This window comes from Streptococcus mobilis (genome assembly GCF_059727625.1).
Genome location: NZ_AP041823.1, coordinates 838,539 through 857,139, shown reverse-complemented (window position 1 = coordinate 857,139; position 18,601 = coordinate 838,539). Strand labels below are relative to the sequence as shown.

General features: G+C 43.1%; 17 protein-coding genes. 2 read left to right on the top strand and 15 right to left on the bottom strand.

The annotated features are described in order from the left end of the window. Positions 1–83 precede the first annotated feature (83 nt). Positions 84–566 (top strand): glutathione peroxidase, encoded by a 483-nt coding sequence (locus tag AC6IZR_RS04060; protein WP_497848846.1) that lies wholly within the window; start codon positions 84–86, stop codon positions 564–566. 468 nt (positions 567–1,034) lie between these two features. Here the strand turns inward: AC6IZR_RS04060 and AC6IZR_RS04055 are convergent, their stop codons facing one another. The 14 genes from AC6IZR_RS04055 to AC6IZR_RS03990 all read right to left on the bottom strand — a co-directional run bounded on the left by AC6IZR_RS04055 (position 1,035) and on the right by AC6IZR_RS03990 (position 15,328). Then, complete coding sequence (locus AC6IZR_RS04055; RefSeq protein ID WP_048788724.1) at positions 1,035–1,502, bottom strand: GNAT family N-acetyltransferase; 468 nt, start codon at positions 1,500–1,502, stop codon at positions 1,035–1,037. A 119-nt stretch (positions 1,503–1,621) separates the two neighbouring features. Then, positions 1,622–1,924 carry a helix-turn-helix transcriptional regulator gene (locus AC6IZR_RS04050; RefSeq protein ID WP_295592321.1) on the bottom strand — a complete coding sequence of 101 codons (303 nt, stop codon included), beginning with the start codon at positions 1,922–1,924 and terminating at the stop codon, positions 1,622–1,624. 369 nt (positions 1,925–2,293) lie between these two features. Further along, the gene (locus AC6IZR_RS04045; protein ID WP_270299585.1) at positions 2,294–4,162 is read right to left on the bottom strand and encodes an ABC transporter ATP-binding protein; all 1,869 of its coding nucleotides are present in this window, start codon (positions 4,160–4,162) and stop codon (positions 2,294–2,296) included. After that, a complete protein-coding gene (locus tag AC6IZR_RS04040; protein ID WP_497848845.1) occupies positions 4,152–5,897 on the bottom strand; it encodes an ABC transporter ATP-binding protein in 1,746 nt (581 codons plus the stop codon). The genes AC6IZR_RS04045 and AC6IZR_RS04040 overlap by 11 nt, the downstream gene beginning before the upstream one ends. 393 nt (positions 5,898–6,290) lie before the next feature. Further along, a complete protein-coding gene (locus AC6IZR_RS04035) occupies positions 6,291–8,078 on the bottom strand; it encodes a glycerophosphoryl diester phosphodiesterase membrane domain-containing protein (RefSeq protein ID WP_497848844.1) in 1,788 nt (595 codons plus the stop codon). A 232-nt stretch (positions 8,079–8,310) separates the two neighbouring features. Next, positions 8,311–9,456 carry an FtsX-like permease family protein gene (locus AC6IZR_RS04030; RefSeq protein WP_070661963.1) on the bottom strand — a complete coding sequence of 382 codons (1,146 nt, stop codon included), beginning with the start codon at positions 9,454–9,456 and terminating at the stop codon, positions 8,311–8,313. Positions 9,457–9,459: 3 nt separating this feature from the next. Further along, positions 9,460–10,140, bottom strand: a complete 681-nt coding sequence (locus tag AC6IZR_RS04025) for an ABC transporter ATP-binding protein (RefSeq protein WP_003007931.1) — start codon at positions 10,138–10,140, stop codon at positions 9,460–9,462. Then, positions 10,137–10,712 (bottom strand): TetR/AcrR family transcriptional regulator, encoded by a 576-nt coding sequence (locus tag AC6IZR_RS04020; RefSeq protein WP_070661960.1) that lies wholly within the window; start codon positions 10,710–10,712, stop codon positions 10,137–10,139. The genes AC6IZR_RS04025 and AC6IZR_RS04020 overlap by 4 nt, the downstream gene beginning before the upstream one ends. A 148-nt stretch (positions 10,713–10,860) precedes the next feature. Further along, positions 10,861–11,784, bottom strand: a complete 924-nt coding sequence (locus AC6IZR_RS04015) for an aldo/keto reductase (RefSeq protein ID WP_070661959.1) — start codon at positions 11,782–11,784, stop codon at positions 10,861–10,863. Between the two features lie 97 nt (positions 11,785–11,881). Next, on the bottom strand, positions 11,882–13,096 hold the full coding sequence (locus AC6IZR_RS04010) for an ABC transporter permease (RefSeq protein ID WP_497848843.1): 1,215 nt from the start codon (positions 13,094–13,096) through the stop codon (positions 11,882–11,884). Further along, entirely contained in the window at positions 13,093–13,986 is an 894-nt protein-coding gene (locus AC6IZR_RS04005; protein ID WP_003007952.1) for an ABC transporter ATP-binding protein, read from the bottom strand. Before AC6IZR_RS04005 ends, AC6IZR_RS04010 begins: the two co-directional genes overlap by 4 nt. 11 nt (positions 13,987–13,997) lie before the next feature. Next, entirely contained in the window at positions 13,998–14,795 is a 798-nt protein-coding gene (locus AC6IZR_RS04000; RefSeq protein WP_497848842.1) for a DUF3169 family protein, read from the bottom strand. A gap of 1 nt (position 14,796) precedes the next feature. Further along, positions 14,797–15,006: a helix-turn-helix transcriptional regulator gene (locus AC6IZR_RS03995; protein WP_024056334.1), complete on the bottom strand. Its 210-nt coding sequence runs from the start codon at positions 15,004–15,006 to the stop codon at positions 14,797–14,799. Positions 15,007–15,019: 13 nt separating this feature from the next. Continuing rightward, positions 15,020–15,328, bottom strand: coding sequence for a hypothetical protein (locus AC6IZR_RS03990; RefSeq protein ID WP_070661953.1), 309 nt, complete (start codon positions 15,326–15,328; stop codon positions 15,020–15,022). Positions 15,329–15,564: 236 nt separating this feature from the next. Between AC6IZR_RS03990 and AC6IZR_RS03985 the strand changes: the two genes are divergently transcribed. Beyond that, on the top strand, positions 15,565–16,035 hold the full coding sequence (locus AC6IZR_RS03985; RefSeq protein WP_497848841.1) for a GNAT family N-acetyltransferase: 471 nt from the start codon (positions 15,565–15,567) through the stop codon (positions 16,033–16,035). A 53-nt stretch (positions 16,036–16,088) separates the two neighbouring features. On the opposite strand, the gene pheT is transcribed toward AC6IZR_RS03985, so the two are convergent. Beyond that, complete coding sequence (gene pheT, locus AC6IZR_RS03980; RefSeq protein ID WP_497848840.1) at positions 16,089–18,494, bottom strand: phenylalanine--tRNA ligase subunit beta; 2,406 nt, start codon at positions 18,492–18,494, stop codon at positions 16,089–16,091. Positions 18,495–18,601 lie beyond the last annotated feature (107 nt).

The window sequence follows — 18,601 nt, the reverse complement described above, 5'->3', positions numbered from 1 at the left end:
AGCAAGAAGTCATGCTCCTCTAGGCCCAATATTAGGAGATTTGTGCTACAATAAAAGCTGAAGAGACAGAAAGGATACCACCTATGACCAGCATTTATGATTTTTCTTTAGAAAACCAACAAGGAGAGGAGATTCCCCTTTCCCACTACCAAGGCAAGGTCCTCATCGTGGTCAATACAGCAACAGGCTGTGGATTGACCCCGCAATACCAAGGACTGCAAGATCTCTACCATCGCTACCAAGAAAAGGGGCTGGAAATCCTAGACATCCCTTGTAACCAATTTATGGGGCAGGCACCAGGAACTGCAGAAGAAATCAATAGCTTCTGCAGCCTCAACTACCAGACCAACTTCCCACGATTCGCTAAAGCCAAGGTCAATGGTAAAGAAGCCCTTCCTCTCTATGACTGGCTTAAAAGCCAAGTAGCCGGGCCACTGGGCAAACGCATCGAATGGAACTTCGCAAAATTTGTCATCGACCGACAAGGCCAAGTCGCCCAACGCTTCTCCTCCAAAACAGAACCAGCTGCTATGGAAGACTTGATCCAAGAATTGCTTGAGAAATAAGCCAAAAAAGAGGCTGGACAAACACTGTCCAGCCTTTGATGCTTGATAGAAATAACAATATGACGCAGTGGTTGCTTGGCATCTTTGTTCGCTTTTTAGGCTCCAAAGATAACCTAATGAGGGAAACCTAGTTTCCTTTATCTTCAACCTCCAACAGTCTCCCAGACTGTTGGAGCTATGCAGGGGTGGGAAAATTGAAAAGGTTTGGGGAACCTTTTCAACCTTATTAAATTTTACAGAGTTCTTTCCCACTCCCTTTTTCTAATTCCGAGAATACATTTGAAATAAAAAAGAATGCTGATAAATCAACATTCTTTCTAAGTATTATTTGCAAAAAACAAGATATTTTGTCTGTTTAGCTACCAAAAAGATACCAATAGACTTTTTTATTTCTATCGTCTTTAATACTTTATATTCCGTTCGACAAACTGGAAGCTGTCTTTCCGTTGTTATCAAGAAAGCCTCAATTTATCTATATTTTTCCAATCTCAATAACCCTTCTTCGTCCGGAAGAGTAATCCCATTCTTATAATTATATCCCATCTTCAAATAAAAAGGAGTTGCAGTTATAGAAGCTGGAATTTCTACTCTTTTTGCCCGAAGGAAAAATTCATCTTTCTCAAGTGTTTCAATAATCAGTCGCCCCACACCTTTTCCTTGATAATCCGGTAGTACAAAAATAGTGAAAAGACTACTTTCATCTTCTTTATCCCAATATGGTCCTATCGCACCACACCCAACAATCTTTTCAGCATCACATACCACATAAAAATGCATCCAGTTAGCTCTTTCTAAAATATTTTGTGGTTGCAAATTCTTTACATCATTTTCTATATACTCTAATGAATAATCTTTGATATTAGTAGTTCTTAAAGTTGTTACAACTAATTCCGACACTTTTTCTGCATCTTTAGGTTCAAATCTTCTCACAAACATCTTATTTTTTCCTCTACACCTTCAAATTTGTCTTATTATACCATATTTATCCCTGTCACATAAAGCTATAACAGAAAAATATTACAATCTTGTAATTACTGTAAGTTCCTCGCACTATATTAATTTTTCTTGTTAGCAAGAAAATTTTCTAAAAAAGTAATAATTTCTTGTTTGTCTTCTTCAGTTAGTTCATACTTTTTCAATAAACTAACAATTTCTTCTAGCCCGTCATCGCGTCCTTTTAAAATCTCAAAAGACGTACCAAAGATTTCAGCTAATTTTTCTACTGTTTCATCTTTCGGATTTCTCCCTCCGTTTTCCCACCTAGCATATTGTGCTTGAGCTACACCCAATTTTTCAGCAACTTCTAATTGAGTAAGTCCTGCATCTAGTCGGGCTTTTTTTATATTGTCTTTTAACATTTTAAAATTCCTTTCGTTTTTCTATTGACTTATAACCAAAATGGTTATACAAAAACAAAGCATGCAAAATAGGTAATACTAGTTAGCTTATGAATATGCAAAAACACCTCAGAAAGCTCTGCAAAGCGTTTCTGAGGCTTTCGTTTAAAACCAATACAATTATACCAAAATGGTAATACAAAGTCCATAAAAAGCGAGAAATGGCTAGATTGAGGATATTACGAAATCTACACAATATGCAATAAAAGAAAATAGCACTGACAACAATTGAACTGCACCCCAAAAGTTAGACAGAAAAAATCTAACTTTTGGGGTGCAGTTCAAAATCCTTATTTAAAAGGGCTTTTTTCTTATTTTCCCACTATTTCTTTAATCAATTTCAAGTCCACCGGTGTAGAGGCGGTAATAGGTGCCACGTTCTGCCATCAAGGAAGCATGGTTGCCTCGTTCGATAATGCGTCCGTGGTCCATCACCATGATGACATCGGAATTGACAATCGTCGATAGACGGTGGGCAATGACAAAGACTGTCCGACCTTCCATCAGGCGGTCCATCCCTTCTTGCACCATCTTCTCTGTCCGCGAGTCGATCGAAGACGTCGCTTCATCCAGAATCAAAACTGGCGCATTGGCAAGGGCCGCACGTGCAATGGCGATCAATTGTCGTTGACCGTTTGAAAGGCCAGCCCCATCATCCGTCAAGACTGTCTCATACCCCTGATCCAAGTGCTTGACAAAGGAATCCACATTGGCAATCCGAGCTGCTTCAAGGATTTCTTCCCGTGTTGCATCAGCACGGCCATAAGCAATGTTTTCTGCAATCGTACCAGTGAATAAGTGGGTATCTTGAAGAACGATTCCGAGGGAACGACGCAGAGAATCTTTCTCGATCAATTTAATATCGATTCCATCATAAGTGATCATTCCTGACTGGATGTCATAGAAGCGGTTGATCAAGTTGGTAATGGTTGTCTTTCCTGCACCAGTCGCTCCGACAAAGGCCACTTTTTGCCCCTTATCCGCGTACAAGTTGATACCATGAAGGATTTGTTTCTTCCCATCATAAGAGAAATCAACATCATCAAAGACCACATTTCCGACCATCTTGACAAGCTGGTAATCCCCATTTGGACGTGGGTGTTTCCAAGCCCATTTGTTGGTTTTCTGATCGGTTTCGACCATTTCTCCATCGACCAGTTCATAATTGACCAACGTCACTTTTCCTTGGTCGACTTCTTCTTCTTCATCCAAGAGATCAAAGACACGATCTCCACCAGCCAAGGCCATAAGGACAAAGTTCAATTGTTGAGAGACCTGGGCAATCGGACCTGTGAAGGAACGGTTCAATTGTAAGAAGGCCATGAGACCACCAATGGTTAAACCACCGACGCCGTTTAGCGCAAAGAGCCCACCGATCAAGGCTGTCAGAACAAAGGAAACATTTCCCAAGTTCCCAAGAATTGGCATGAGGACATTGGCATAGCGGTTGGCCTGGTAAGAAGACTCAAAGAGTTGGTCATTGATCCGATCAAAATCTTCAATGCTTTCTCTTTCATGCACAAAGGCCTTGACCACTTTTTGACCAGACATCATTTCTTCAATAAAGCCGTTCTCAATCCCCAAGTTCTTTTGTTGGGCGCCAAAGTAACGACCTGATTTACCAGAAACATCCTTGATGATAAAGACCATGACGATAACCATGAAAAGAACAATCAAGAACAAGAGTGGACTAACCGTCAGCATGGTAATCGTTACCCCAAGGATGGTAATCGATGAGGATAAGAGTTGAGGAATGGATTGTTCAATCGCTTGGCGAAGAGCATCAATATCATTGGTATAGATAGACATGATGTCCCCGTGTTGGTGGGTATCAAAGTAACGAACTGGCAGTTTTTGCATGCGGGCAAACAACTGATTTCGAAGACTTCTAAGTGAGTCTTGTGAAACAGTCGCCATAATCAAGGTAAAGCCATAGTTGGCAAGTACCCCGATCAAACAGATTAAACCAACCCGTGTCAAGAAGGACAAGAGCGGTCCGAAATCATGGCTGTTGCTTGTCAGCATGGGCTCCACATAGACGTCGACCAAGGACTGAATCGAAGCTGTTACATTGACCGTCGCGAGAGACGATAGAATGATTAAGATAAAGGAAACAATCAAGGACACCTTGTAGTTTTTCCAAAGGAAGTCGAGCAGGCGAAGGATAGAGCCTAGATTTGCTTTTTTCTTAGTTTTCATCTGCTTCTCCTTTCCCTTGTGTTTGCATTTCATATACTTCTTGGTAGATGGCATTGGTCGCAAGCAATTCCTCGTGACGACCGATGGCATCAATCTGACCATCATTCATCACGATAATGCGATCTGCATCTTGAATAGAGGAAATCCGTTGACCAATGATGATTTTGGTAGTCTCTTTCAAGCTGGTTGCCAATCCTTGACGGATCAAACTATCTGTCTTGGTATCGACTGCCGAAGTCGAATCATCCAAGATCAAAATCTTCGGATTCATGAGAAGGGCACGCGCGATACAGAGACGCTGGCGTTGGCCACCGGAGACATTGGATCCCCCACGCTCAATCATGGTGTCATAACCCTCTTTGAAATCTTGAATAAATTCATCGGCTTGGGCAATCTTACAAGCTGCGATGATCTCTTCATCTGTCGCATCCTTATTTCCCCAGCGCATATTTTCTTTAATCGTACCAGAGAAAAGGACATTGGTCTGAAGAACCATGGCCACTTGCTTACGAAGGGAATCAAGATCGTATTCTTTGACATCGTGGCCTGCTACTGTCACCCGACCAGACTCGACATCATAAAGACGAGGAATCAACTGAACCAAGCTTGATTTCCCTGATCCTGTTCCTCCCAAGATCCCAATCACTTCCCCTGAACGAATGGAAAGATTAATCCCTTGTAAAACATGGGTCTTATCGCCATTTTCATCAGTATAAGCAAAGGTCACATCCTCAAAGTTGATGGATCCATCAGCGACATTTTTGATCCCATTTTCTGGAGAGTCAATCGTCGTTTTGGTCGTTAAGACTTCATTGATCCGCTCAACAGAGGCCATAGAAATCGACAACATGACAAAGATCATCATAAACATCATGAGCGACATGAGAATGGTCATGGTGTAGCTAAACATAGAGGTCAAATTCCCAGTGGAGAGTTGACCACCAACAATCAGATGAGCCCCGATCCAAGAAATCAAAAGGAAAGAAGCATACATGGAAAGCATCATAGCCGGGCTACTCAAGACAACGACACGGATAGCCTTCATAAACATGTTATAAATCAAACGCGAAGCCTTCTTGAATTTAACGGTTTCATCTGCTTCCTTAACGTAGGACTTCACCACTCGCATATTGGTGATGTTTTCCTGAATGCTGTTGTTGAGATTGTCATAAGCTTCAAATACTTCTGTGAAGAGCGGATACACAATCTTCATGATGATGCTTAAGACAGCTGCCAAAAAGATGGTCACATAGACAAAGATCATGGCCATTTCCGCATTGATCATGAAACAAGCTACAATGGCAAAGATCAAATTGAGCGGTGCCCGAACACAGATCCGAATGACCATTTGATAGGCATTTTGCACATTGGTCACATCCGTCATCATCCGAGTGACTAACCCACCTGATGAGAACTGATCAATATTCTCAAATGAGAAGGTTTGAACCTTTTTGAAAATGGCCCGACGAAGGTTTTTGGCAAAACCAGCCGATGCATAGGCGCCATAACGGGCAGACTGCATCCCACAAAAGAGGGAGAGAAAGGCACAGACCAGCATGAGCCCACCGTAAAACAAAATATTATTCATGTTTCTTTGTTGAACACCTTGGTCCAAAAGACTCGCCATGACAAAGGGAATCGAAATCTCAAACATGACTTCAAAGACCATGAACAAGGAAGCCAAAATCGAGGGCTTCTTGAATTCTTTGATCTCGGAAATTAAGGATCGAATCATTATTACCTCCAATGTTATTCATACTTTTTCCTGCGGTAGAAGCAAGCTTCTTTCCATCGAAAACAGGTCAAAACACACAAAATTCCCTGAGGGAAAGACCCTAGGGATTACGCGTTTTTTATAGTCTTCATTGTAACCTAAATTGCAAAAAAATGCAAGATTTTTAGACAGCATCCGTTTTTCTGTTGATCTAGTACAAAAGAGGCTGGGACAAAAGTCCTAGCCTCTCAATTGTTTTTGGATTGTCGAGCAAGACGCAGTGGCTGAGTGGGCTCTACTACGCTGATTTTATCAGCTTTTACAGCCCTACTCAACTGTGCGGAGGTGGGACGACGAAATCGAATTCTAACGAATTACCGATTTCTGTCCCACTCTCTCTATGCGTATCCTGTCTTATTCTTCCTTAGACGTAGCGACTAGATTCAAGAAGCGATCAAAGTAGGACTTGTTTTCTTTCAAATCCTTTTTCAGTCTTTGTGCCTCTGTCAATTCATCCGTAATTAAGCCATCAATGGGTTGTTGCAAATACTTCGTCAACTTTTGCTTGTCATTGATGGTCCAGACATAGAGCTCTTTTTTCATCTCATGGGCCTGGGTTACCAAATTCTTTTGATAAGAAAAGTCTTCAATGGCAAAAAAGTCAACTGAGACCTTTTCAAAGCGACCGAATTGAATAGGAATGACGTAGCCGGTCTTGATCTCAGGGGCTTTCTTCTCGACCTTTTCCATAACCGACAGATCCAAAGACATAGCCGGATAGTCCTTCTCAACCCCTAAATCCCGCATCTTCTGCACGAAAAGATCCACATAATTAGCAGGCTCTCCACCATGAGACTTAAGCTCGACCAAGAGCTTCATCTTCAATTCTTTGGCCCGTTTGACATATTCCTCAAATGAAGGGATATGACTCGTGTGACCATCCTGTTGAATCTTGAGGCCTTGCACCTCAGCTAGGGTCATGTCTTTCACATCCTTGTCCACCCCAGCAAGGCGCTTGAGATTGTAGTCATGCATGACGACAAATTGATGGTCCTTAGTGAGAAGAATGTCCATCTCTGCATAAGCTGCCTTTTCCTTGGCAGCTGCTTCTAAGGCTTCCAGAGAATTTTCTACCCCTTTAGAGACATCGCCACGATGGGCGATGAGCTTGATCTGGTCATTCACCTTTAGGGTTGCCAGTTCATAGGCTGATATACCCGATTGGACCATGAGAAAGACCACTGTCAGGGCAAAGAGCCCCTTCATCTTTCGACTGCCTTTCGAGCGCATGACCGATCGGCTCGGTACTTCCCATGCAGAATCCAAGATAATGCCGAGCGACCCCACCTTTGTCAAGACTGTAAAAATAAATAGGAAGGTCCGAATCAAGACCAAGAAGATGGTCTCCACCCAGAAATACTGGCCCTCTTTATCGATCACGGTCAAGGTAAAGACCAAACCCAAGATCAATAAAATCCCTAGAAAGGTTAAGAGAAACTCAAAGGACAGAATTCTCCATAAGAGTCGAAAGCCTCCTCTTTTGGTCATGCTCCAGCTTTTTTTCAAAGCACGACCAAATGGCAATTCCTCCACCACGAGGTTGGGGACCGTATAGATGAGGCGAAGATTGAGATAGATAAAGGTAAGCTGCACCACAAAGAGTCCGATGGAGCCCATCGTAGTCTTTTCAAACTCCCCTGTGATAAAGCTTGGAATATAAAGCCCATCTGTCAAGGTCGATCCAATCAAGACACCTGCGACAGGCAAGGTCAAAAGAAGATAGAGCAGAAAGTAAAGCAGGTTTCTCCCCGACAAATCCTTCAAACGACCAAATGATTGCCGCAAGACTTTTTTAAAGGACAAGTGTCGGTCGGTTCGCGATAGGTAAATGACCGAAATCAGGGTCCGCATCTCCAGCATAAACAAGAAAGCAAAGACCATGATAAAGACCAAAAGAGCCAGCAAGCTCAAGGGATGGCTCATAACAGAGACAAGGTTGTTCTTATCGATATTAGCCTGACCCGCAAGCAAGACTGCCAGATGAAAGAGCCAAGTCAAGGCCGCAGCCCCAATACCAACGACAAATTGTAGCAAAATTCCAATCGCGATAAAGGACCATTTGTTGCGCCAGATCAAATAAAAGGCCCCCTTTAAGTCTTGCCAGTAAGTCCGTTTCATCTCAATCCCTTTCCTTTCTTTCATTCCCTTAGAATAGCGGAAAAGCCTTCTCTTGTCAATGCGTTTCAAAAGAAAGAGAGTGGGACAGAAATCGGTAATTCGTTAGAATTCGATTTCGTCGTCCCACCTCCGCACAGTTGAGTAGGGCTGTAAAAGCTGATGAAATCAGCGTAGTAGAGCCCACTCAACCACTGCGTCTTGCTCTACAATCCAAAGACAATTGAGAGGCTCGGACTTTTGTCCCAGACTCTTCTATTTATTCAGCTAAGAGCACTTCTTTAATCGTTTGTTTTTGGAGTTTTCTGTTGGATAGATAAAAGAGGCTTTCATAAACCACCACAAAACCTATTAAAGTCCAAAAGCACACATTCCCATCAAAGTGATGCTCAATCTTTTCAGGAACCGTATCTTTGATCACACCGATCAAAATTTCCATGATGCCATATTGATAAGCTGTCCCAAGAACAAATCCTAAATAAGCCCAGAAACGATAGGGAGCGAGAATATGATTTTGGCATTCCCGATCAGTGTAGCCAAAAGCCTTCATAAGAGCCAAGGTTTCCCGACTTTCAGAGACAACAATTCCCAATGACAAAAAGAGAATCGAGAAAGAAAGGATCAAACCAATCATGATCATCATGGTTTGGATGATATCATCTGTGTAATCCCTGAGGCCAAAGGACAATTGAACCATGGCCGCAAAACACATGGAGCCAAAGACTACAAAAAACAAGATAGATTTTCTTCCCCAAATCAGTGACGAAGCTAGCTCTTTTAAGAAGTCTTTCTCTTTCTTAGGAGCCCTCTTTCTCCTTTGGACCTTGATTGGTGTTGGAGATTTTTTCAATAAGCGAAGCGCTGGCGTTTGTAGTTGTCTTCTAGCATAACCAATCGCGAGAAGCATAAAGAAGGTCGTTGGCAGGATCACCAAGGCAAGCAAGAGCTGCCAATGAAAGTGAATGGTAATTTCTGGCAAAATCCCCTTCTCATTACGGAAGTCGTAAAAATGTCCCATCATGAGAAATGAAGCGAAATAGCCAAGAAGCGCTCCAGCTCCAAAACTGAGCCCGAAGGCCCAAAACCGTTTAGCTAACTGGCCATTGCTGTATCCCAAAGCCTTTAAAATCCCTAATTGTTCCTTGTGGTCATCAACAAATTGTTTGATATAAAAACACATGAGAAGGACCGACGTCAAGGACAAGACAACCCCACTGACCATGGCCACCATCCAGGAAAGCGAAACCTGGGCATCATAGTAGGTCTGCATCATGGGATTGGTTTTCGAAATCTCCAACTGCTCGATATCCAGGTAAAAATTCAAGAAGAGATTGGCCACAAAGACCGCACAAACCCCAATGATACTGACGACAACTAATTTACGAATATCTTTTACTGAAAACATGGCTTACCATCCAATCTCATAAGCAGTCTGAGGCTGATCATTGGTCACAACTTCGGTAATCTTGCCACTATTAACTCGAATGATGGTTCTGGCCATATCCGCAATATTTTGGTTGTGCGTCACCATGATGAGGGTAAAGCCCAGCTTTTCCTTCAGTTTCCAGATATAGTCCAGAATCTTGCGCCCTGTTTCTTCATCGAGGGCTCCCGTCGGCTCATCTAAGAAAAGAATCTCAGGCTTTTTGGCCAAGGCCCGGGCAATAGAGACTCTCTGCTGTTCCCCACCCGACAATTCACTCGGATACTTATCTAGCTTATCGCCAAGTCCCAAATCCTCGATGATCTGCAAAAAATCATGATTGTCTGCCAGGTCAGCTCCCATCTTTACATTTTGTCTGACCGTTAGATTCGGCAATAGATAATACTGCTGGAAAATAAAGGCAATCTTCTCACGTCTAAAGGCTGTCAATTGAGCATCCGTGAGTTGTGATAAATCTTGTCCTTGAATGAGGATATGCCCCTCGTCTACCTTTTCTAAGCCTGATAACACATTTAAGAGAGTTGACTTGCCCGATCCAGAAGGACCAAGGATAACCACATCATCCTGGTCTTGAATCTGCAAATCAATTCCCTTTAAAACCTTGGTTTGGCCGTAACTTTTGTGCACATTTTCTAGTTGAATCATTTCTTTCCTACCATTTCTTTGATGAGAGATTGACAAACCTCTGTCAGTAATCCAATCACTTCTTCCATGCTGAACTGGTAAATACCAGAAGCAACCATAGAGGCCATCCCGTGCGAGTAGATAAAGAGATGCTGGTACAAGCGACCAGCCTCCTCTACAGTCAAAGGATAGTCTGCGACAATCGAAGCCAGAACCAATTGGTAACTATGATCCTTCATGGGAAGAAAATCTTGAAAGCGACGAATCGGCTCTTTGCTAGGATTTTGGAAAAGCAATTGAAAAAGTTGGGGCTCATTTGAGGCGAAAAGGATATAAGCAACCCCGACAGATCGGAAAGGCTTCTCATCTTCTAAGGCCTTACGAATATACTCCACCACGACCATCTCCGCCGCAGCAATAACCTCTGTCTGTAACTCAGCCATATTAGCAAATTGCCCAAAAATGACTCTCGGTGTGGCTCCTAGTTTCTCCGCTAATGCTCGAGCTGTCAAGCTAGCCATGCCCTCTTCTCTCACCAATTGTAAAGCTGTCCCAATGATAGCCTCTTTACTAAATTTAACCTTGGGTGGCATAAGACTCCTTTCAAGCAACGTACGTTGCGCAACACTTGTTGCATAAAGATTACCATAAAAAAGAAAGACTTGTCAAGAAAAAACTGAAAACTACAAAACAAAATACCAGACCACCGATAATAGTGAAATCTGGTTTACTATCAAGATTCTAAGGCAAATCATTTCCCGCCGCCAGGTAGATTTGGTACCATTCCTTGCGCGTTAGGGTAACTTCTGCTGCTTTTCCTGCTTCAAGGACATGCTGGGGTTTGGTCGTTCCGATGACAGCCTGCATCTTTCCTGGATAGCGGAGGACCCAGGCAAGGGCGATAGCTGTCGGTGTGACCTGATATTTTTTCGCCAAGTCAGTAAGGACGTGATTGAGGGCCGCAAACTCTTCCTTGCCGACAAAATTCCCCTTGAAATAACCATGCTGGAGGACAGACCAGGCCTGAATCACCGTATCAGTTAAGCGACAATACTCAAAGACACTACCATCTCGCACGGCTGCTTTAGGGCCTTCCATGTTGACATGAAAACCAGCTTCAAAGCTCGGTGTAAAGGCGGCACTCAACTGCAACTGGTTGACCTTGAGAGGTTGTTTGACAGCCGTTTTGAGCAATTCCATCATCATGGGATTTTGATTGGACACCCCAAAATGACGAACCTTGCCCGCTTGCTCCAAGTGATCAAAAGCTTCCGCCACCTCTTCAGGCTCCATGAGGGCATCCGGTCGATGAAGGAGAAGACTATCTAAGCGCTCGATCTGCAGACGCTCGAGAATGCCATCGACAGAGCCCAAAATATAGTCCTTGGAAAAATCAAAATAGGTAAAGCCGTCTTTGCGAATCCCACACTTGGACTGGATCCACATCTGGTCCCGAAGATCCGGACGACGCTTGAGAACCTTACCCAGCAGTACCTCACACTGGCCATCGCCATAAATATCTGCTAGATCAAAGGTGTTGATCCCAATCGACAAGGCTGCCTCCACCAAGGCCTCCACCTCTTCTTCACTCATCTGACTGATCCGCATCATCCCAAGGACAATCGTGGACAGACGCTCATTTTCAGCAAACTCAATATAGTTCATGTCCGCCTCCTTTTCTGTAGTTCTATTGTAGTGAAAAGGCTTGCAAAAGTCAATTTGCAATCAAAAAGCCCTCAGCTGTTTCTGAGGACTTGTTTGATTAGCGATAGCTAAGAGCACGTTTGATGGTCTTCCATGGTCCGAGGTCATCGGTCTGAAGGATCAGGCTCGCATAGATACGGGCAATGAGAACTGTTCCCACGATGGTAAAGAGAACCGCAATTCCCAATGAACCCCAAGATTCAAGACCAGACGCATAGCCATTAATGGTACGGAAAGGCATGAAGAAGGTTGAGAAGAAAGGAATGTAGGAACCGATCTTCAATAAGAAGACGTCACCGGCACTTCCCAAGGTGGTTACCCCAAGGAAGCTAAAGATAACTAACATCATCAGTGGTGAAATCGCTTTTCCTGAATCTTCTGGTCGTGCAACTGTAGAGCCTAAGAAGGCAGAGAGCACCACATACATAAAGATCCCAAGGATAATGAAGAAGACGGTATTAAGCGAGATCGCTTCTGCTAGGTGTTGGGTTATAGGAGAGTTTGGAGCGAGAAAATCCTTGACAACTGGGATATCTGCTCTAAAGATCCAAACCGCTACTAGACCAACAACATAGACAAAAATATGGGTAAAGATCACTCCGAAGAGTCCGAGCATGCGTGCGAAGAAATAGTCGGTTGCTTTGATACTAGAGAAGACCACTTCCATGATCTTAGTTCCCTTTTCACTGGCCACTTCTTGGGCTGTGATACTAGAGTAGAAGATCAAAATCATATAAAGCAGCATTCCCAGACCACCTGCAACCATGGTTTGCACCATTTTCAAGCCTTCTTTTTTCTCGTCAATTTTTTCTTTGAGAGAAACCTGTTGAGACAAGGCTGTCAGTTGCTCTTTGCTTAGATTAGCACGGGCCATATTGATCCCTTGTTGGACTTGGCTTAATTTCGCAGCGACAAGCGATTTTAAATCTGTTTTCATGGCTTGATCGCCAACATAAGTCGCTTCTAGCTGGCCATCTTTTTCATCGACCATTAGGTAAGCAGCTGCTTTCTCGTCCTTGATGGCTTTTTTAGCTGCAGCTTCATCCTTGTAGTCCAAGGTCAAGCCATCGGTTCCTTTGAGGCTTTCTTTGACAGCTGGCACTTCTGTCACCAAGGCCACTTGGTTTTTGGCATCTGTAGAAGAACCTGTCAGATAACCGATTCCAATGCTCAATCCCAAAAAGAGGAAGGGGCCAAAGACCATGAAGAGGAAACTCCATGATTTCACTTGTCTGATATAGGTTTCTTTCATTACGACAAACATCTGTTTCATACTTCTACTCCTGATTCAAGTTTAAAGATCTCATCAATAGTTGGGGCTTGGTGGTCAAAGGTCGCAAGGTAGTGGCCCTTGGTCAAGCGGTCAAATAATTCTGGTCCAGCTGACGCATCATCCAAGATCAGCTTCCAAGTCCCTTGCTTGGTCATGCTGACCTTGGTCACGTGTGGCAGAGCTTCTAGCTCTTCTTTGCTAAAGTCGTTAGAGACAAAGAGGCGAGTCTTACCATAGCTATTCCGGACCTCTTGGACAGGCCCTGAAAGGACCACCGAACCATCACGGATCATTAGGATATCATCACACAACTCTTCGACGTTGGTCATGACGTGGTCAGAAAAGATAATGGTGGCTCCACGCTCTTTTTCTTCAAAGATGACCTGCTTGAGCACTTCTGTGTTGACCGGATCCAATCCGCTAAAGGGTTCATCTAAAATGATCAATTTAGGCTCATGGATCAAGGTGATGATCAGTTGAACCTTCTGTTGGTTCCCTTTTGAGAGGCTCTTGATTTTATCAGTCAATTTCCCTTTTACTTGGAGTTTTTCCATCCAGGTCGGTAATTTTTCCTTGACCTCGGCAGTGCTCATTCCTTTTAAGGCAGCCAAATAGCGGACCTGCTCAAAAATCGTGAGTTTTGGCATGAGACTGCGCTCTTCCGGCAAATAACCAATTTCTTTGTAAGTTTCTTGCGTAATCGCTTTGCCATCTAGGCGGATCTCACCGCTATAGTCCAAAAAACGCAGGATGCTGTGGAAAATGGTGGTTTTTCCGGCCCCATTTTTCCCAACCAAACCAAGGATATGCCCTTGTTGAGCTGTTAGATCCACTCCAAAGAGGACCTGCTTATTGCCAAAGCTTTTTTCTAAATGTCTAATTTCTAACATGAATGACTCCTTTACTCTTTATAATAACGTTTGGTAATTTTGTATTGTGAAATAAGGATATAAATATAGATGATGGATACAACGAACAAAGCTAAGAGGATATCCGTATTGAAGGCAATTCCAATGATTAAGAGAGCAATGAGAAGGCTCGGCAAGATATAATTGCTTAACTTAACCACCACTTCAAAATTTTCCTCGTAGCTAATCTGTTTTTCAGCTTCATCCATCATACTCATCAAAAATTCCCGCACTTCCTTGGCATTGGCATTGCGAGGAATCGGTTTTCCATAAAGCAAATGGAAGGTCTTGCGAAAGAAGGTATCCGATAAGAAAAATAAAGCAATCAAAACGAGAAAGAGATAGAGCATGGTAAAAGTTCCAAAGATAAAAGCCAAGTGCCCTGTGGAAGGTCTATCCATATACACCAATTGACTATAAAAGATGATGACTAAAAAGTATGGCAAGATCATGGTACCTTTAAAAATGGTCGCTAACCCATACAGTTTTTTATTTTGAATGTCATAGTGATAGGCTTCGTCTTCGTCTTCTATCTGAAGCATTTTTTGATGGACTTTTCTCGCGCTTATTAGTAAGGCTATCGTGACCATAAACAAGATAAGAAACAAAAGTATTGAACCCAAAAGGAGTACTTCTTTACTAAAGAAGGATTGGATTTCAAGGGGTTTTTCGGATCCGAACATGCCTGTCAAAAAACCAATGACTCCTCCAATCAAGCCGGAAACTGTAATGATTCCGACATTTCTCCAAAACCGGTAACGAGCGGATCGTTCTTGTTGTTGCTTTTTCATATTATTCTTCTCCCTCTACTAGACTAAAGACATTCTCCACTGGTTCATTGAAGATCTGGGCAATGGTCATGGCGATAATGACAGAAGGTGTATACTCACCACGTTCCAAGAGACTGATGGACTGGCGCGAGACCCCTGCTAGCTTGGCTAGCTCGGATTGGTTGAGTCCATCACGCGCCCTCAGCTCTTTCAATCGATTTTTTAAGATCATGGCTTTCGCCCCCTTATAGTTGAATATCTTGAATATCTTCGATACGGACTAATTTGGTTTCTTTTTGTTGTTTATTGGTCTCACGACTCAATTTGACCCAATCTTCATCGATATCCATAATTTCATATTTGGTTCCAAAACCATTTACTGTGACAGTGACCGTTTGGCCTTTCAATTCTTCTAAAAGTCTAGACATGTCTTGATTTCCTTTCACTTGTTTTTCTAATCTTTTGATACGTTTGTTCAACCTTTTTATCTTCTTTTCTGAGCTTGCATAAATGATAACCAGAAAAGGGATAAATAGAATCCATATGGCTCCCATAAGAAAACCTCTCCTTCTTTCAACTAAAATCATTGTAACACTTTTTTCTCTTTTTGACAAGCATGTTTGTCAAAAAAATAAAAATATTTGTCAAAAATAGAAGGATGGTTGACATGGATATTTTGAGATAAGAAATAAAAAGCCCGCATTTGCGCACCTTTTAACGATCCTTTTTCCATTGACAAGCTCTGTAAAAAATTTTTATAATATAGAAAATACGACTAAGGAGAACCTACATGACGATTCGTTTAGCGCAACCAAAAGATATTCCTGCTTTGATTGGTCTCTTAGAACAGATTCTTTCCGTTCACCACCAAGCTCGTCCCGATATTTTCAAAGGAAGTGGCGGCAAATATAGTGAAGAAGAATTGGAAAAGTTAATGACGCAAGAGCAGACACCGATTTTCGTCTATGAAAATGAAGGTGGCCAGATCCTGGGACATCTCTTCGTCACCATTAAAGAAGTCTCTGACAATCCTGTGCTTCATCCCATTAAAACCCTCTTTATCGAGGATTTGTGTGTCGATCAAGCAACGCGTGGGCAAAAGATCGGTGATCAACTTTATCAATTCGCTGTCAGCTATGCCAAGGAAATCGGCTGCTACAACCTGACTCTTAATGTCTGGAATGACAATGAAGGAGCCCTTCGCTTCTATCAAAGACAGGGCATGAAACCTCAAGAAACGGTCATGGAAACCATCTTGTAAAATGAATTTTAAAAACCGTTGATGAGTCATCAACGGTTTTTTCTATACACATTTTAACGCACTTCTGCATTGACTTTTTCTTCAAGTGAAGCTTGGATTTTTTCCATGTAGCGTGCGACTTCTTCGTCTGTCAAACTATCTTCTGGATTTTGGAAGGTCAAACTGTAGGCCATAGACTTCATGCCAAGTCCTAGTTTTTCACCTGAGAAGACGTCAAAGAGTTTGATGTCTGTTAAACGTTTCACGCCAGCAGCTTGAATGGCATCAACCACCTCTTGGTGAGTCACTTCTGCTTTGAGGAGAAGGGCGATATCACGGCTGACTGCTGGGAATTTAGTAATTTCCACAAAGGCTGCGGCTGGTTGAAGGGCTGCCTCAATAGCAGATAAGTTCAATTCTGCCACATAGGTTTCTGGGATATCATAAGACTTAGCTGTTACAGGATGCACTTGCCCCAAGACCCCAATCACCTGGTCACCAAGTGAGAGCAAGGCTGTACGTCCTGGGTGAAGGCTAGCGATTTCAGAGGTTGCTGTATAAGTCACTTCAAGACCCAAGCGAGCAAAGAGGGCTTCCAAGATTCCCTTAGCATAGAAGAAGTCAACTGGAACAGCTGCTGTTTGGAAATCTTTTTCAGCAACTAAACCTGTCAAAGCAAAGGCAAAGCTATTGATTTCGTTTGGCAAGTCTTCTTTTGGATTGCCTGTCTGTTCAAAGACTTTTCCGATCTCATAGAGAGCCAAATCTTTGTTCTTACGAGCGACATTATAAGCTACAGTATCCAAGATTCCTGAGATCATATTTTGACGAAGGACTGAACGATCCACAGTCATTGGCCACATGAGCTCTGTTAAATTGCTTGGCGAAGTCGCAAATTCAACGGCTTTTTCAGGAGTTGTTAAAGCATAAGTAATGATTTCAGTTAAGCCTGCTCCTTCAGCAATAGTCCGAACTTGACGACGGAGTTTTTGAGTCGCAGTCAATTCACCGGCTGTCCCATCATCTTTTGGAAGGGTTGCTGGTAATTTGTCATAGCCATAAATCCGAGCGATTTCTTCAAAGAGGTCCGCTTCAATCGTGATGTCCCAACGGCGACGAGGAACGCTGACTGTGAAGCTTGCTGCATTTCCAGAAAGGCCAAAACCAAGACGACGGAAGACATCTTCGACATCTGCGTAGGAAAGCTCTGTTCCAAGGACACGGTTCACATCTGCAAGAGTGGAAGAAACTTCCACATCTGAAGTATCCAACTGGCCTGCTGAAACGATGCCCTTACGCACGGTCGCACCAGCCAATTCAGCAATCATGCTCGCTGCTGCATCAAGGGCTTCATTAACGGTTGCCACGTTGATCCCTTTTTCAAAGCGAGAAGATGATTCAGAGCGTAGGTTGAGACGACCACTTGTCTTACGGATCGATTTGCCATTGAAGACAGCCGCTTCAAGGACGACACGAGTAGACTTTTCAGAGATTTCTGTAGCCTCTCCACCCATGACACCGGCAAGGGCTACTGGTTTGTCAGCAACCGTAATCACGAGGTCACTTGTTTCCAACTCACGCTCTTCCCCGTCCAAGGTCACCAATTTTTCACCAGCACGCGCTTCACGCACACGGATATCAGTCCCTTCAAAGGTATCCAAGTCAAAGGCATGCATAGGCTGACCAAAGTAAAGCAGGATATAGTTGGTCACGTCGACCACATTATTGATGGGACGGATACCTTCATTCATGAGGAGGTTTTGCAACCATTGTGGACTTGGTGCAATGGTCACATTGTCCAAAATACGAGCTGCATAATAAGGAGCCTTGTCTGTGTCAATGCTGACAGAAAGAGCATCCACTGCAACTTGGTCTGTTTCGGTCAAGGTAAAGTCTTTGAAGCTCACTGCCTTGTCATAGATGGCTGCTACTTCATGTGCTACCCCACGCATCGAAAGGGCATCTGCACGGTTTGGAGTGATAGAAAGCTCGATGATTTCATCATCCAAGTCTAGATAAGAGAAGACTTCCTCACCTGGGACAGCATCTTCTGGCAAGATTTGGATCCCATCTGCAAATTCTTTCGGTACAACGGAATCAGAAATGCCCAACTCACCAAGTGAACAGATCATCCCAAGGGATTCCAAACCACGGATTTTCCCTTTTTTAATCTTGTAGTTATCTGCGATGCGAGCACCTGGAAGAGCCACCATAACCTTGATGCCTGCACGCACATTTGGTGCTCCACAGACGATTTGACGGGCTTCTTCTTCCCCCACATTAACTTGGCAGACATGAAGGTGTGTCTCTGGCACATCTTCACAAGACAAAACTTCTCCGACGACAATTTTTGAGAGACCATCAGCAGGCGATTCCACACCTTCTACTTCGATCCCTGTAGTTGACATTTTTTCAGCCAACTCTTGTGATGGCACATCAATGTCCACCAATTCTTTTAACCATTTATAACTAACTAACATATGTAAGATACCAAGGGCTAAGCTGAAATCTATATATCTTTCCTAGATCTCCATCCACCCTCGTTTTGATCCTTTCATTTTGTGTTTTCCAGCTCGAGGCTGGCTTA

Excerpts from the sequence above, each read along its gene's own strand:
- AC6IZR_RS04060 (WP_497848846.1), top strand. The coding sequence starts at position 84 with ATGACCAGCATTTATGATTTTTCTTTAGAAAACCAACAAGGAGAGGAG.
- AC6IZR_RS04055 (WP_048788724.1), bottom strand. The coding sequence starts at position 1,502 with ATGTTTGTGAGAAGATTTGAACCTAAAGATGCAGAAAAAGTGTCGGAA.
- AC6IZR_RS04050 (WP_295592321.1), bottom strand. The coding sequence starts at position 1,924 with ATGTTAAAAGACAATATAAAAAAAGCCCGACTAGATGCAGGACTTACT.
- AC6IZR_RS04045 (WP_270299585.1), bottom strand. The coding sequence starts at position 4,162 with ATGAAAACTAAGAAAAAAGCAAATCTAGGCTCTATCCTTCGCCTGCTC.
- AC6IZR_RS04040 (WP_497848845.1), bottom strand. The coding sequence starts at position 5,897 with ATGATTCGATCCTTAATTTCCGAGATCAAAGAATTCAAGAAGCCCTCG.
- AC6IZR_RS04035 (WP_497848844.1), bottom strand. The coding sequence starts at position 8,078 with ATGAAAGAAAGGAAAGGGATTGAGATGAAACGGACTTACTGGCAAGAC.
- AC6IZR_RS04030 (WP_070661963.1), bottom strand. The coding sequence starts at position 9,456 with ATGTTTTCAGTAAAAGATATTCGTAAATTAGTTGTCGTCAGTATCATT.
- AC6IZR_RS04025 (WP_003007931.1), bottom strand. The coding sequence starts at position 10,140 with ATGATTCAACTAGAAAATGTGCACAAAAGTTACGGCCAAACCAAGGTT.
- AC6IZR_RS04020 (WP_070661960.1), bottom strand. The coding sequence starts at position 10,712 with ATGCCACCCAAGGTTAAATTTAGTAAAGAGGCTATCATTGGGACAGCT.
- AC6IZR_RS04015 (WP_070661959.1), bottom strand. The coding sequence starts at position 11,784 with ATGAACTATATTGAGTTTGCTGAAAATGAGCGTCTGTCCACGATTGTC.
- AC6IZR_RS04010 (WP_497848843.1), bottom strand. The coding sequence starts at position 13,096 with ATGAAACAGATGTTTGTCGTAATGAAAGAAACCTATATCAGACAAGTG.
- AC6IZR_RS04005 (WP_003007952.1), bottom strand. The coding sequence starts at position 13,986 with ATGTTAGAAATTAGACATTTAGAAAAAAGCTTTGGCAATAAGCAGGTC.
- AC6IZR_RS04000 (WP_497848842.1), bottom strand. The coding sequence starts at position 14,795 with ATGAAAAAGCAACAACAAGAACGATCCGCTCGTTACCGGTTTTGGAGA.
- AC6IZR_RS03995 (WP_024056334.1), bottom strand. The coding sequence starts at position 15,006 with ATGATCTTAAAAAATCGATTGAAAGAGCTGAGGGCGCGTGATGGACTC.
- AC6IZR_RS03990 (WP_070661953.1), bottom strand. The coding sequence starts at position 15,328 with ATGGGAGCCATATGGATTCTATTTATCCCTTTTCTGGTTATCATTTAT.
- AC6IZR_RS03985 (WP_497848841.1), top strand. The coding sequence starts at position 15,565 with ATGACGATTCGTTTAGCGCAACCAAAAGATATTCCTGCTTTGATTGGT.
- pheT (WP_497848840.1), bottom strand. The coding sequence starts at position 18,494 with ATGTTAGTTAGTTATAAATGGTTAAAAGAATTGGTGGACATTGATGTG.